We start from the raw sequence: 15,204 nt of genomic DNA on the forward strand, positions 1-15,204 counted from the left end.
TGTTTTTCTTTATTCAATTTTTTGTCTTTTTAGATATTCCAGACTGTGCAAACCCTCATTAAATAGCAAATCCAATATGCTTAGGTTATTGATAAAACCGTACTTTTCTTCAAATACCTGCATGTAAGGTTCAAATTCGTTATGGTCTTTTTTGCCGTCAGTCAGGTAACGCAAATCGGTCACATTTTCGGGTGCAATTTTGTGGTATTCGTCAGATTGGACAAACGGCAATTCGGTTTGTAGACAACTGCACAAAATTTCGTGTATCTGAAGATTCAAATCCATCATAAATCGATGCGTTTTCTCAAAAACCGGTTGCCTGAATTCATCTTCAAAATATTCAAAATACGGCGACGAACGATAGGCGGCTTCCAGCGATTTAAAGTGTTGTTTCTGCCAGTCGGTATAAGGGTCTAATTCAATATCCTTGAATTTTTGGCGTATGCCTTTGGTGTGTTTAACCGGAATGTTTAGTATTTGCTTGCCGTTCGGACTATAAATATACATTCGGTTGCGGTTGGTTTGTTTCTGGAAATTGTCTTCTACCTCAAAGCAAATTTCATCGGCCTGTATCATTGCAACAAAATGACTTATAGAAGGGAAATAAGTAGGATGAATTAATATTTTCATGGTCGATAATAATATATTATCAGACCTCACAGGTTTTAAATCTGTGAGGTCTTTTGTTAAAAAGCAAAAATTGTTATAATCTGAATCAAGGCTATTTACACTTTATATGCCGATTTTTTCTTCTTTCTTCTTTGAACAAAACCGTAAACCGCCCAACCAGCTAAGAGCAGAACCACCACAAAAAGATAAGAGCGAGGTTGCCCGCTTCCGTGTACGGTAGTGAACATTCTGTCCCAACGGAATTTATCGAAAGCTTTGCTCCAAGGCACGTTTTGGTCTAAACTCATCCAAATTAATACCGGTTTTCCGACAATGTGATCTTGCGGTACAAAGCCCCAGTAACGGCTGTCTTCCGAGTTGTGACGGTTGTCTCCCATCATGTAATAATAATTCTGCTGAATGGTGTATTGTGTTGTCACTTTTCCGTTAATATAAATCTGACCATCTCTGACTTCAAGTGTGTTGTTTTCGTAATCTTTGATGATAGCTTTATAAAAAGGCAGGTTATCTAAGGTTAAATTTACCACTTCGCCTTCTGCAGGAATATGTATCGGACCAAGGTTGTCGGCTGACCATGCTGGTTGATTGTGAGGGAAGATACCTAATTTTTCAGTACTTACTACATCTCCATTAGCTAATCTTTTAGCTTTGTATTCAGGAGCACGCATTACTTTTTTTTCAACACTGATAACAGATGAAAGGTCTTTAATTTTATCACGAGCTTCATCGGTCAGAGTCATTATGATTCTTGTAGGATTATTCTGGTCAGGTACGCCATATTCGGTAATATTGAAATCTTTAATAACCTGAGCCAATTCAGCATTATTCCCGTTAGTATTTACATCATAAGTATATTGAATTTTAGCTCTGTCGCCCAAATCCAAAACTTCGTTGTTGATATAGACCACACCGTCTTTCACAGACAAATCATCTCCCGGCAAGCCCACTAATCTTTTCACATAGTTGGATTTTTTATCCACTGGTTTGTCATAACGAAGAGGCCCGCTGTATCCGAAATATGGAACAGTGTCTGTTGGCCAGTTAAATACCACAATATCATTGTGCTTAGGAGTCTGGAAACCCGGTAATCTGAATGATGGTAATTGTGGGAATTTAGTATATGATTTTATGCCGGCTAAAGGGATTGTGTCGTGAACCATCGGGAACGCTACGGCTGTTTTTGGTGTTCTTGCTCCGTAGTTCATTTTGCTGACAAACAGCCAGTCGCCCACCAATAATGTTTTTTCGAGTGATGAAGTCGGAATAGTAAACGGCTGAATGAAATACGAGTGAATAATCGTTGCCACTACAATAGCAAAGAGGATAGAACTAACCGTTTCGCCAGATTCTGTTTTTGGTTTGGTACTTCGGTCAGGAATATGCGTTACATTTTGTGTGTAATTGATGTAATAAATGTAAAACCCTAAGGTAACCACACCCAAAATAGTGTCGACAGGTTTGTTTTTGCCAAAACTTCTCAATATTTCCACCCAAACGACCGGAAACATAATCAGATTGACAACAGGAATGAAAAGCAGAATAACCCACCATGTTGGTCGATTGATGATTTTCATCAGAACTACTGCGTTATAAACTGGTACGGCAGCTTCCCAGGCTTTGCGTCCGGCTTTGATGTATAATTTCCAGGTTCCGGCAAAGTGAATCAGCTGTACTACCAGAAAAAATATAAGCCATTGTGTTAGTGTCATAATTTTAATATTTTAATTAAAAGTAATAGTTTCTTTTTTAATTGCCTAAACCTAAAACGTCTTTCATAGAAAAAACACCTTTTTTTCCGATAAGCCACTCTGCAGCAATCACAGCACCAAGAGCAAATCCTTGACGGGAAAATGCTTCGTGCTCAATACTGATTTTGTCCACTTCGGAGGTGTATGTAATGCTATGTGTTCCGGGAGCTTTTTCAATGCGTTTCGCAGTAATCGGAATGTCGTTTTCGGTCACTTCGTCGGGCATCAACACCCAGTTGTTGTAATGAGTATTGGCGATGATATCCTGCGTCAGCGTGATAGCTGTCCCGCTTGGAGCATCAAGTTTTTGTGTGTGATGAATTTCTTCGACTTCTACCCGGTAACCGTCTGTCTGATTAATGAGTTGAGCCAGTTTTTTGTTGAGTTCAAAAAAGATATTTACACCCAAACTGAAATTGGACGCATAAAGAAAAGCACCGTTTTTGTTTTGACATAATTCTGTTATCGCACCGTAATCATCTAACCAGCCGGTAGTGCCGGAAACCACAGGAACATTGTCGTTGATGGCGGCAGAAATATTTGTTATGGCAGCTGTCGGAACGCTGAAATCTATTGCAACATCTGCATTTTTCAGTCCGTCGAAATTGTTGTTTTCCGTTTTTCGTAATATAACTTCATGACCACGGGCAGTGGCAATTTTTTCAATTTCCTGCCCCATTTTGCCATATCCTAATAATGCTATTTTCATTTTAAAAATTATATTTAAAACTCATTCCAAACTGATAAGAATAGTTTCCCTGATTGAAATTAAAGCTGGGTTCGACCGTTAAATCTTCGCTGATATCGAACTGCTTCAAATGTGCATCGACATTGGCATCGACAATATTCAGAATATAAATCCCGACCGTAATAGCGAGAGATAAGTCCCGTTGTCGCTGGGCAATCCGCATAGAACGTCTGATTCGGTCATCGTCCACATAATAATATTTGTCGTCGCGGTGTCCGCTCAACCTTCGTTTATATATGTCCCGAAATTCCTGATAAGCACTCTGATTGTCGAAATAAAAATACAAACCAACACCAATTCCGCCATAAACCAATGGAAGTTTCCAGTAACTTTTGTTGTAAATCTGTCCCAATCCGGGCAAAACCGCCGAATAAAAGGCTGCTCTGGACGGCGACAGGGGGTCTGATGCTCGGTCAAAGGAAGTTTTTTGCATGATGGGCTCAGACCAGGTCAGACTATCGTTCTGTCCGTAAAAATTACAGACAGAAAAACAGCATAATATCAATAACAGACCGGTTCTCACTTAATTTTCCAATAACTTAATAATACGTTCTAAATCTTCGGACGAATGAAACGGAATGTTGATTTTTCCTTTTCCGTTTGCGGCTACTTTTACATCAACTTTAGAGCCGAAAAACTGACTGATTACTTTTTTCTGTCTGTCCGAAATGGTATAGGTTACTTTTTTGGCTGCTGCTGTTTGTTTTTTCGGATTTTGCAGTTGTTTAACCAGATTTTCTGTTTCTCTTACCGACAGATTCTCACTAACGATTTTATGGTATAAATCCACCTGAATATCTTGGTTTTCCACACCAAGCAAAGCTCTGCCGTGCCCCATGGAAATAAAATTGTCCCGTATGCCGGTTTGGATAATCGGGTCGAGTTTCAGCAATCGCAGATAGTTGGTAATCGTTGAACGCTTTTTTCCAACACGCTCGCTCATTTGTTCCTGCGTCAGTTCGATTTCGTCAATTAACCGTTGGTAGGACAAAGCGATTTCGATAGGGTCTAAATCGTGACGTTGGATATTTTCTACCAATGCCATCATCAGAGAGTCGTTGTCATTTGCCAGACGAATATATGCCGGAATGGTAGCTAATCCTGCCAGTTTAGACGCTCTCAAACGGCGTTCGCCTGAAATAAGCTGATATTTGTTAAACCCTGTTTTACGGACAGTAATCGGTTGAATAACACCTAATTGTTTTATTGAAGACGACAATTCCTGTAAGGCATCTTCATTAAAATGTGTTCTCGGCTGGAACGGGTTGATTTCTATAGCATCAACGTCCAGTTCTATGATATTTCCAACGACCTTGTCGGCGTTGGCATCTTCTGCTGTTTTTATGTCGTTTTCAGGGTCTTTCAACAAGGAAGATAATCCTCGTCCCATAGCCCTTTTTTTTGTTGCTTTAGCCATTACTTCGCATTTTTGTTAATGATTTCTTCTGCCAGGCTCAGATAGTTGGTAGCACCGCGGCTGGTAGCATCGTAGTTGATAATGCTTTCGCCAAAGCTCGGTGCTTCACTCAATTTGACATTTCGCTGAATGATGGTTTCAAAAACCATATTGTTGAAATGTTTCTGTACTTCTTCTACCACCTGATTAGACAATCGCAGGCGGGAATCATACATCGTGAGCAACAATCCTTCGATATCTAAATTTGGGTTATGTACTTTCTGCACACTTTTTATTGTATTGAGCAATTTGCCTAAACCTTCGAGGGCAAAATATTCACATTGTATCGGGATAATCACCGCGTCGGAAGCGGTCAGAGCATTCAGTGTAAGCAATCCCAAAGAGGGGGCACAATCAATGATGATGTAATCGTAATTGTCTTTAATCGGTTGAAGTGCTTCTTTGAGCATATATTCCCGTCTTTCGATATCGACCAGCTCAATCTCAATAGCTACCAAATCAATATGAGCAGGAATTACGCTTACATTCGGGGCATTGCACGCCAAAATAGTTTCCTGTGCGGTGGCGGTATGTTCCAAAAGCTGGTAAGTTCCCAGTTCTACACTGTCCACATCTATTCCTAAACCGGAAGTCGCATTTGCCTGCGGGTCGGCATCAATCAATAAAACTTTCTTTTCCAAAACGCCGAGCGACGCAGCCAGATTAACTGATGTCGTTGTTTTTCCGACTCCACCTTTCTGATTAGCTATAGCAATGATTTTACCCATTTGATTTCATTAGATTTTTAAACGGTAAAATTACAATAATTTGTGGTTTTTGAAAATCTTATTTATTAACAATTTGCTAAACTTAGAAGATACATAGAGAAAAGAGAAAAGAGGCAAGACAAGGGCACAGTTGCGATTTTCAGTTGTACTACTGCGAACTGCGACTTATCGGACGTGAAAATTTCTCCGAACTTTTGTTTGTAAGATTGTTGTAATGAATATTTTTTACAGCTTATTGCCTAATGCCTATTGCTTACAGCCAAACTAAACTCACTTGTTCCCTTTGGATTTAATCATCGCTTCAAGCATATCCCACATTTCGGTTGGAATCTTTTCTAACATATTAAATTGTCCTGCACCTTGTAGCCACTCGCCGCCGTCCATAGTAATCACTTCGCCGTTGATATATGCCGAAAAATCTGAAACCAGATAAGCCGCAAGATTTGCAAGTTCCTGATGTTCGCCCACGCGTTTTAGCGGTACTTTTTTGCTAAAGTCAAATTTTTCCTGCAAATCTCCTGGTAGTAATCTGTCCCACGCACCTTTGGTCGGGAAAGGACCGGGTGCAACAGCATTCATACGGATACCGTATTTTGCCCATTCCACTGCCAGACTGCGGGTCATTGCGAGCACGCCGGCTTTTGCCATTGCACTTGGAACTACATAACCCGAACCGGTCCACGCATAAGTGGTTACGATGTTTAGAACTGATTTGTTTTTTTTGCCTTTATCAATCCAGTGTTTTCCTAATGCCAGTGTACAGTTTTTAGAACCTTTTAGCACAATATCAATAATCGTGTCAAAAGCATTTGCCGACAAACGCTCGGTAGGCGAAATGAAATTCCCGGCTGCATTATTGACTAAAATATCCACTTTCCCGAACTGATTCAGCACTTCGTTCAGCATGTTTTCTACTTGATCATAATGACGTACGTCGCAAGCGATAGGTAAACACGTTCCGCCGGTTTGTGCGGTCAGTTCATCAGCGGTGTTTTTCAGCTTTTCCAAATCACGTGAGGTAATAGCCACTTTTGCACCTAATTCCAGAAAATAGGTAGTCATTGCTTTTCCCAATCCGCTTCCGCCACCTGTTACGATGATGACTTTATCTTCCAATGCGTTGTCACGCAGCATTTTGTCTGTATAATTCATTGGTATATTTTTTGGTAAATGAAAATTTCTATTCACATTTAAACAGGCTCTTAATGAGCTATCTTTTTACGCTTTACCAAATATAATGAAAATCTATGAACCTTATGATAACTTTTCCAATACGAGAGTATAAAATAATCGATGAACCATTTTGCCCGATTTACTTTTTACATGATCTTTCGCCTGTTGCGTTTCAACTATTGAAAATCCGGAATCTATGCACCATTTTTTGATCATGTCGAGATCGTAAAGCTGAAATCCGAAATCGGTAAAAGGCAATGTTTTCATAAAATCTGCATCGGCAAAAGTCAGGCAAAAATGTCCATTCGGAGAACAAACCCGATAGATTTCTTGTAGAAATGCTTGAGGGTTTTCCAAAAAATATACCGTGTTTACAGAGAAAATTCCATCAAAAAGATTTTTAGGATAGGGAAGTTCCAAACCGTCATACAGCTGAAAATCAGCTCTGTTGTTTTGTATATATGTTTGATTGGCAGTAACGGCTTCTTTGTGCATAAGTGCAGAAATGTCAATGCCAAAATATTGAATTTCAGTATGTGTTTTCAATATTTTAGTGACGTGGTGTGCGTTGCCATGACCGATTTCGAGTATTTTTTGCTTGCCTTTAATCTGAAGTAACTCAACAGCGTGATTTGTCATGGAAATATTCCCTTCGTGCATGTTTTTAGCGACGATTTTACCGAATTCCCCGGAAGGATTTCCTAATTGTTTTGCCAGTTCCTGCAATTCGTTTTCAGTCATGGTTATAGCGTGATAATCGTGAATTTTTGGTCTAACGGATTAAGATTTTCATACAATTTACTTAACAAATCATTACCGGCAATTTTGTAAAACTCAGCAAAATTAACTTGTCTTTCCTGCAAACTTCCGTTCGGGAATAATGATTCCTGTAGTTCCGATATTCGTTCCAGTTGCTCCCGATGTAGTTTTTTTTCTGCTTTCAGCATGCGTTTTTCGAGGTTTTGCAAACCTTTGATTTGCTTTTTTTCCTGAGCTTCTACGGCACCGATAAACGATTTGTCTGTTTGTTGAGCAATCAATCTCAGTGATTCAAACTGTTTTTGCAAAAATTGTTTTTGCTGTTCAAAATCAAATGTATTTGTAGATAATTCACTGGTTTTGGCAGTAATGAGTTTTTCTTTTTTTAGGAATAAATCCTGCCAAGTTATACCTAATTTGTCTGCTTTTTTACTTTGCTTTTCAGTGGATAATAAGACCGAATTTCGTAGTAAAAGCATGGGAAATGTAACGTTATGATTGTCAAAGACAGCCTTTAATTCCAACCAATAAGCCAGCTCTCCGCCGCCTCCGATGTAGCATAAATTCGGCAAAATCACTTCCTGATACAATGGTCGAAGAATCACATTCGGACTAAATTTTTCAGGATTATCATGCAATAATTGTGTAATTTCCTCTTCGGAAAAAGCAAGTGAAGTGTTTAATACCCTGTATTGATTATCTTCAAAAACAATTCGCTCACGTAAGTTATTTTCGATATAAAACAGATTGATTTCCCGAGGATTAACCTGAATGTTGTAATCAGACAAAATCGTGAAACTTTCTTCTGTCCACGATTTAGATTGTCTTTCAGTCAGTTCACGCTGAATGTAGGGGGCAAACATTTGCTTCAGTTCGGTATCGTCACCGTCGATGATAACCAACCCGTCGTTTCCGAAAAGTTCGTTGGCGAGATATCGCGTTGCGTCTGCCAGATTTTCGTGTTGCAGATAAGCATCGATAAACCATTTTTTGATTTGTTCTGCATTTTTTCCGATACCCAGATGTGTGGAAAAAGCTTCGTAAATTTCTTTCAAACCGTCAGTGTTCAATCTGCCTACTGGTCCCGAAGCATTTTTGTTCCATTTGAATTTGATATTTTCAAAATTGAAGAAACAAATTTCGTCAAAATCGTGGTCTTCCGTTGCCATCCAATATACCGGAACGAAGTTATAATCAGGGTATTGCTTTTTCAGTTCTTTACACAGATTGATGGTCGAAATGATTTTGTACAGGAAATACAACGGTCCTGTGAATAAATTGAGCTGATGCCCCGTCGTTACTGTAAAGGTGTTGTTTCTTTGCAGTGCGTCAATGTGATTTTGCGTGGACAGAGAAACAGTAAAACCTTGATATTGCCGGTTCAGGACACGGTGCAGTATCGCCCGATGGTTCGGATTAAAATTAGTGCTTTTTTCCTGAATTTGCGGAAGAAAATTTTCCTTGTTCGGAAAACGGTTATAAAGCGGTTGCAGTTCACTTTTCTGGTTGAGGTAGTCCGTAATTAACGCTGAAAACCACCCCGAATTCTGATAGCTCACACAGTCTGAAGGCATAAAATCATTTTTGGGCTAATTTACGAAATTATTTTGCTATTTAAGACTTTCTTTGAATGGCTTTTGATATGTAAAATGAAAGCATTAATTTTGTTAAGATGGTTACTTTAAAAACGTTTGATAACCTTGTTGATGCTCATTTGTTAAAAACAAAATTAGAGAGTGAAGGCGTTACGTGTTTTTTGTTTGATGAAAATATTGTGGCTCTTGACCCTTTGTATAATATGGCTGTGGGCGGAATAAAACTTAAAGTTGCTCATAAAGATATAGCGAATGCTTCCGAAATTCTCAGGCAGATAGAGCAAGCACATTACACAAACGAACAAAATGAAGTGATTCTTTGTGCCCGGTGTAAGTCGAAAAATATCGGTTATTTCCGGTCTTTTCGTGGGGCAAAAGGAACTTTGTCAATTTTATCTTTACTTCTATTTATGGTATATCCGATTTATTTCAAATATGTCTATAAATGCAAAGATTGTGGGCATGAATTTAGCTAAACAAAACCGTTCAATAGTTCTTTCTTCTATCCGAGTTTTTTCTCAATAATCCGATAAAAATAATCTTGCAGAAACGCTTTACAAGCCGTTTCGATAGCCAGCATTTCGTTGTTTTTGTTTCCGATAAGATTATTCTTCAGATGTGTGTCGTCTTTGTCATAAAATCCGGTAGCATTTTTACCGTCGAAAGTGCAGATATAATCGCCTTGAGCAAACACATATTGATTGTTCAGATAACCGACGAAAAATGGTGTTTCTTTCTCGCTGATTAAACTTCGCCCCCAACTTCTGAACGGTTTGTTATAACCGATGTAGTCAATCAACGTAGGGTAAATGTCGATTTGCTGAGCCAAATCGGTGCGTTTGCCCACCAGTTTTTTGTTTGGCGTGTAGAACAAAATCGGAACGGCAGACAGTTGCGTGCCATGCAGATAGAAATCATACAATTTTTGGTTGGTGTGGTCGGCAGTAATCACGAAAACGGTGTTGTCAAACCAAGGTTGTTTTTGAGCTTCTTCAAAAAAACGTCGGAAAGCGTAATCTGTGTAGCCTACGCATTGGTGCATCGGCAATTGTCCTTTCGGAAATTTGCCTTCATATTCAGCCGGAATCTGAAAAGGTTCGTGCGAAGTACAACTGAACATCGTTGCCATAAAAGGTTTGTTTTTCTGGTCTAAAGTTTCTTTCATAAACTGAAAAAACGGCTCGTCCCAAATTCCCCAAACCCCATCAAAATCGTCGTCATTATTGTATTCGGTTTTGCCATAATAATGGTCAAATCCGAGTATTTTACTAAAGCCTAAAAATCCCATTGAGCCATTTGGTGCTCCGTGAAAAAACGAGGTATCATAATTCATTTCATTTAAGATAGAAACCAGCGATTCGATATTTTGATTAGGAAAAGGCGAAGATGTGAAAGCATCTTTAAACGACGGAATTCCAGACAAAACCGACGACATACCGTGAATGGATTTACTTCCGTTGGCAAAAGCGTTGGTAAAATACAGACTTTCTTGTGCCAATGAATCTAAAAATGGTGTATAGCTCTGATAGTTTTCTATCGGATAATCTTCGTTGAACGCACCTACATATTCTCGTCCAAAGCTTTCGGTAATAAAAATGACGATATTGGGTTTGTCCGGATTGGTTCTGTCGTATTTTTTTATAGGATTTGCTTGATTTTCGGCTTGACTAACGGGCATATAATCAGGAATGACAAAACTCGTTTTTCCTACAGTACGCAGGATAGTAAACGGTGTGTTGAGAATCACGTCGGCGTGTGCCAGTTGTGTTACATGGCGGCTGGCATCAACGATGTTGAGTGGTCGGGTAGATTTTTTCAAATCGCCACGGATTCCGCCAAGCACAATCACGGCAGTCAGTAGCAGATAAAGAAAAGAGAAAGAAAAATAAACTTTTTTATTCGTGATGGTTTGAGGCTGGATTTTTACCTTTCTATATAGCCAAATCCAGATTGCTGCTGAGACGAAAAACAGTAAAAAAATGTACCAATATCGGGTCAGAAAACCAAAAAAAAGTGTCGAAAGATTGGATTCGTTTTCTAAAGTATCGAATACGTTGATGGTTGTTCGGGCTAAGGTAAATTTATAGTAAATGAAGTCAATAAAATTAGCAGAATACGGAATCAGGTTGCATACAAAATAAACGTAAAACAACATTTTCTGATAACTTTTCGATGTGTTTATCCACAGCGGGAGTACCGAAAGAAGAATAAATAAAGCGTTGGTGTAAAAAATACTGATAGTATCAAATGTGAGCCCGAATCCCTGTAAACGGAAAAACGTTCCGATGCTGTCCACATGCACCAAATTATCATTGAAAATCACAAAAAGCAAACGGGCTAAACCATAAAAAAGAAAAGCCAGCAATAGTCTGTATAACAACAAAAGTGCTTCCTGAAAACGCAAATTATTTTTTAACATATCCGAAACCTAATATTTACACAAAGGTAAATCATTCGAACGAATTGATGTTTTTTCCTTAATTCTTTCTCAGGTAACTAATGATTTTATCTGTGGCACCTCGTTGTTTTTCGACATAACCGGAATTGTTTTGCCCTGATTTTCGTCGCAGTTCTTCGTTGTTAATCAACTGATTCATCGTTTGGTCAAACGTCGCTTGGTTGGTCACAACCATACAGGATTTTTGACTGACCAAATCTCTCGCCTCTTTGAATTTTTCATATTCCGGACCAATAATAACAGGTAAGCCATACGTTGCTGGTTCCAAAATATTGTGAATACCTGCTCCAAAACCGCCACCCACATAAGCCATGTGGGCATAACGGTAAATCCGGGTCAGCAAGCCAATGGTGTCGATAATGAAAACCTCACTGTTTTTTATTTCTGTGGTCGTACTTTTGGTGTATCTGACCGATTTTTTCTTCAGTGAACTTTCGAGCCGGGCAATGTTTTTTTCTTTAATGTCGTGCGGAACGATGATGTATCTGATATCTTGCTTATTCTGGTTGATGAAAGAAGAAATCAGTTCTTCGTCTTTTGCCCACGTACTGCCGAAAATGACACATAATTTATTGTCAATAAAAGTTTCTATGTCGGGCAAATTAGTTTGTTGGAGCGTGATTTCATATACCCGGTCAAAGCGAGTGTCGCCGGCAATAGTTACGTTGCTATAACCGATAGATTGCAACAGCTTTTGCGAATTGTCGTCCTGTACAAAAAAATGTTCAAAAGCCTGTAACGATTTGCGGTAGAACTTTCCTGATTTTTTAAAAAACAGTTGTTTTTCGCGAAAGATTCCCGAAACCAGAAATGTGCGTATGTTTTTGTTTTTCAGTTGCTTTAAATAATTTGGCCAGAAATCATATTTTACAAAAAAAGCTATTTTCGGCTGAACTAAATCAATGAATTTCTTAGCATTTTTTGGTGTATCCAAGGGCAGGTAAATCGTAATATCAGCCACAGGATTATTTTTACGGATTTCATATCCCGATGGAGAAAAAAAGCTCAACAGGATTTTATATTCCGGGAAATTTTTCCGCATTTCCTGTATAATCGGCAAGCCTTGCTCGTACTCGCCCAACGAAGAAACATGAAACCAAATATATTGTTCCTGCGGATTAATTTCTTTGTTCAGATAATCCCAGACATATTTTCGTCCGTGGATAAAGCTTTTCATTTTACTGCTGAAAATTCCGGTAACAGGCAGAAAAAATGCAGTCAGACGAATAAGCAGATTGTATAATTTTTGCATAAGCGGATTTTTAAGGTCTGTCCCAAAACGGTGCTGGTTCAATGTTTAAAGCCCGCAAATATACGTATCCTTGTCCGCGATGATGAACTTCATTGTCAATAAAATATAGAATGTTGCTGTAAATAGGAAAATTAAACATTCCGAAAAGATTAAATGTTTCCTGAAAACGTTCTTCCGGAATCAGATTATACAAGCGGTTAATTTCCGGTGTAGCTTCGTCCCACGCTTCCAGAAGTGCTGCTTTGGTATGGTAAGGTAAATCGTGACTGAAAGGCTCGTCTTTATGATTAACCATCGCATCTAATCCAGGTACGGCAATAGAGATTAATTCTTTTACCATTTCGGAAAAAGGTCGCATTCCGCCAATACTGAATTCAAATAATTCCTTTTCCGGGAATTGTTCAATAATCTTTCTTGTCAGAGCTCTGTGCCCTTGCCAAGTGGTTAATAACTGTTCTTTGTTGATGATTGTTGCTGTCATTGTGTAAGGGTTTCGTTATTTATCTATACAAAAGTAAAAAAATAAGTGATGTTATCAGAATGATTATTTGTATTTTTGAATATCAAAATTCAACGAGATGAAAAATATACAAATGGTTGACTTACAGGGTCAATATCAAAAAATAAAAAATGAAGTTAATGATGCTATTCAACAAGTTTTAGATACTTCGACTTATATTAATGGTCCTTTGGTGCATGAATTTCAGCAAAATTTGGAAAGATATATGGAAGTCAAACACGTGATTCCTTGTGCTAACGGTACAGATGCACTTCAGATAGCGATGATGGCGTTAGGATTACAACCCGGCGATGAGGTTATTACGGCAGATTTCACTTTCGCTGCAACCGTTGAAGTGGTCGGATTACTTGGTTTAACGCCCGTTTTGGTTGATGTGGAAGAGGATACCATGAATATTTCGGTGGAAGCTATCCGTAAAGCAATTACACCAAAAACCAAAGCGATTGTTCCGGTACATTTGTTTGGTCGTGCGGCTAATATGGACGAAATCATGGCAATTGCTAAAGAGCATCAGCTGTTTGTGATTGAAGATAATGCACAGGCAATCGGTGCGAATTATACTTTTGCAGATGGCAGAAAGCAAAAAGCAGGAACGATTGGCGATGTCGGAACGACTTCTTTTTTTCCGTCTAAAAATTTGGGGTGCTATGGCGACGGCGGTGCGATTTTTACCAACGATGATGATTTGGCACATACCATCAGAGGAATCGTAAACCACGGTATGTACAAAAGATATTACCACGATGTAGTTGGCGTGAATTCCCGATTAGATTCTGTGCAGGCAGGAGTGCTGAATGTGAAACTATCATATTTAGACGCTTATAATACAGCTCGTCGAAAAGCCGCTGATGCTTATAATCGGGCTTTTTCGGCTTGTTCACACATTATTACACCACAATTCGATATGCAGGGTGATAACCATGTTTTTCATCAGTATGTACTTCGAATTACAAACGGAAAACGCGATGAATTATTAACACACCTACAATCTCAAAATATCGCTTGTGCGATTTATTATCCAATTCCGCTGCATTTGCAAAAAGCGTATGCTGATGAACGCTATCGGGAAGAAGATTTTACCGTGACCAATCGCTTGTGCGAGGAGGTTCTTGCCTTGCCGATGCATACAGAACTTGATGATGAAACTATTAGTTATATCACGAAAACGATTTTGGAATTTTTGGATTAGAAACGCATAATATATAGAATATGAAAATTATATTTTCCTTAATCTTCGGTATGTTTTTTATGTATATTGGGAGGGCTCAGGAGCATAAACATAAAGTTTATTATGAAGAAACTGATACAGGAGAATTTACATTTTTTGCTGAAAATGATGAATATTATCCAATAAGTATTAAGCTAAATTTTCTTTTAAAAAATATGCAACTAAATGATATAGGTTATAAAATTTACACAATTGCTGGGAAGGCAAAACAAGAATTGACAACCTTGAAAGTAATAAGTAGGACCAGACCATATCAATTTTCATATACGTACATATATAATATGGGAGATGATAGTTTAGAAGACTATGATAAAGATTATGTGTATCATTTACCTTATCAAAAAGGTTTAATTTTTAGACTTATACAAGGTTATAACGGCTCATTTTCTCATAAAAACGAAAATTCTTTAGACTTTTCAATGCCTGTTGGTACAGAGATAACAGCTATTCGAGAAGGAATTGTTGTGAAAGTAGAAGATTCTAATAATAAGAACTGTGCTTCAATAGAATGTGCAGAATATAATAATTTTGTGACTATATATCATTCAGATGGGACCTTTGCAGATTATTTGCACATTAAACAAGGTGGAGCTTTAGTTAAAGAAGGAGATAGGGTAGTGAAGGGACAAGTTGTCGCACTAAGTGGAAATACTGGGTTTAGTTCAACACCTCATTTGCATTTAGAAGTTTTTAAACAAAGACTTAATGCTAAAGAAACTTTACCAACTAAATTTTTATTGGAAAATGGCAAAATTGATTTTTTGGAACAGAATGAGTCTTATAAACGGGTCTTATAGTGGGAAAAATACATTAAAGAAGTAACTTAAAATATGGCATAATACTGAAAAATAGTTGGTAAAAACCTTTGTAAGTCTTATGAATAAAGGGCTGGGTAAAAGTTTTATGAAA

At 38.2% G+C, this 15,204-nt stretch carries 15 protein-coding genes; 3 read left to right on the forward strand and 12 right to left on the reverse strand.

Annotated elements, in window-relative coordinates; all coding sequences use genetic code 11:
* Positions 1-9: 9 nt before the first annotated feature.
* The 9 genes from CDL10_RS11255 to bshC all read right to left on the reverse strand — a co-directional run bounded on the left by CDL10_RS11255 (position 10) and on the right by bshC (position 8,816).
* Positions 10-630: a WbqC family protein gene (locus CDL10_RS11255; protein ID WP_100678772.1), complete on the reverse strand. Its 621-nt coding sequence runs from the start codon at positions 628-630 to the stop codon at positions 10-12.
* A 95-nt stretch (positions 631-725) separates the two neighbouring features.
* Positions 726-2,339: a signal peptidase I gene (gene lepB / locus CDL10_RS11260; protein ID WP_100678773.1), complete on the reverse strand. Its 1,614-nt coding sequence runs from the start codon at positions 2,337-2,339 to the stop codon at positions 726-728.
* Positions 2,340-2,376: 37 nt separating this feature from the next.
* Positions 2,377-3,087 carry a 4-hydroxy-tetrahydrodipicolinate reductase gene (dapB, locus tag CDL10_RS11265; protein ID WP_100678774.1) on the reverse strand — a complete coding sequence of 237 codons (711 nt, stop codon included), beginning with the start codon at positions 3,085-3,087 and terminating at the stop codon, positions 2,377-2,379.
* Position 3,088: 1 nt separating this feature from the next.
* Complete coding sequence (locus tag CDL10_RS11270; RefSeq protein WP_133119495.1) at positions 3,089-3,559, reverse strand: DUF5683 domain-containing protein; 471 nt, start codon at positions 3,557-3,559, stop codon at positions 3,089-3,091.
* Between the two features lie 90 nt (positions 3,560-3,649).
* A complete protein-coding gene (locus tag CDL10_RS11275) occupies positions 3,650-4,543 on the reverse strand; it encodes a ParB/RepB/Spo0J family partition protein (RefSeq protein ID WP_100678776.1) in 894 nt (297 codons plus the stop codon).
* Positions 4,543-5,310: a ParA family protein gene (locus CDL10_RS11280; RefSeq protein WP_100678777.1), complete on the reverse strand. Its 768-nt coding sequence runs from the start codon at positions 5,308-5,310 to the stop codon at positions 4,543-4,545. Before CDL10_RS11280 ends, CDL10_RS11275 begins: the two co-directional genes overlap by 1 nt.
* A gap of 270 nt (positions 5,311-5,580) precedes the next feature.
* Positions 5,581-6,462, reverse strand: a complete 882-nt coding sequence (locus CDL10_RS11285) for an SDR family oxidoreductase (protein WP_165773020.1) — start codon at positions 6,460-6,462, stop codon at positions 5,581-5,583.
* A 102-nt stretch (positions 6,463-6,564) separates the two neighbouring features.
* Positions 6,565-7,224 (reverse strand): class I SAM-dependent methyltransferase, encoded by a 660-nt coding sequence (locus CDL10_RS11290; protein WP_100678778.1) that lies wholly within the window; start codon positions 7,222-7,224, stop codon positions 6,565-6,567.
* 2 nt (positions 7,225-7,226) lie between these two features.
* Positions 7,227-8,816: a bacillithiol biosynthesis cysteine-adding enzyme BshC gene (gene bshC, locus CDL10_RS11295; protein ID WP_100678779.1), complete on the reverse strand. Its 1,590-nt coding sequence runs from the start codon at positions 8,814-8,816 to the stop codon at positions 7,227-7,229.
* Between the two features lie 98 nt (positions 8,817-8,914).
* Here bshC and CDL10_RS11300 point away from each other — a divergent pair, with 98 nt between their 5' ends.
* On the forward strand, positions 8,915-9,313 hold the full coding sequence (locus CDL10_RS11300; RefSeq protein ID WP_100678780.1) for a putative signal transducing protein: 399 nt from the start codon (positions 8,915-8,917) through the stop codon (positions 9,311-9,313).
* Between the two features lie 26 nt (positions 9,314-9,339).
* Here the strand turns inward: CDL10_RS11300 and CDL10_RS11305 are convergent, their stop codons facing one another.
* From CDL10_RS11305 to CDL10_RS11315, 3 genes are read right to left on the reverse strand one after another with little or no spacing between them, the layout of a single operon-like run.
* Positions 9,340-11,256 carry an LTA synthase family protein gene (locus CDL10_RS11305; protein ID WP_100678781.1) on the reverse strand — a complete coding sequence of 639 codons (1,917 nt, stop codon included), beginning with the start codon at positions 11,254-11,256 and terminating at the stop codon, positions 9,340-9,342.
* A gap of 58 nt (positions 11,257-11,314) precedes the next feature.
* Positions 11,315-12,547 (reverse strand): 3-deoxy-D-manno-octulosonic acid transferase, encoded by a 1,233-nt coding sequence (locus tag CDL10_RS11310; RefSeq protein WP_100678782.1) that lies wholly within the window; start codon positions 12,545-12,547, stop codon positions 11,315-11,317.
* Between the two features lie 10 nt (positions 12,548-12,557).
* The gene (locus CDL10_RS11315) at positions 12,558-13,028 is read right to left on the reverse strand and encodes a DinB family protein (protein ID WP_100678783.1); all 471 of its coding nucleotides are present in this window, start codon (positions 13,026-13,028) and stop codon (positions 12,558-12,560) included.
* A gap of 97 nt (positions 13,029-13,125) precedes the next feature.
* Between CDL10_RS11315 and CDL10_RS11320 the strand changes: the two genes are divergently transcribed.
* Entirely contained in the window at positions 13,126-14,256 is a 1,131-nt protein-coding gene (locus CDL10_RS11320) for a DegT/DnrJ/EryC1/StrS family aminotransferase (protein WP_100678784.1), read from the forward strand.
* A gap of 20 nt (positions 14,257-14,276) precedes the next feature.
* Entirely contained in the window at positions 14,277-15,092 is an 816-nt protein-coding gene (locus CDL10_RS11325; RefSeq protein WP_100678785.1) for a M23 family metallopeptidase, read from the forward strand.
* Positions 15,093-15,204: the final 112 nt, after the last annotated feature.

Source organism: Avrilella dinanensis (assembly GCF_002807015.1).
Classification (GTDB): domain Bacteria; phylum Bacteroidota; class Bacteroidia; order Flavobacteriales; family Flavobacteriaceae; genus Flavobacterium; species Flavobacterium dinanensis.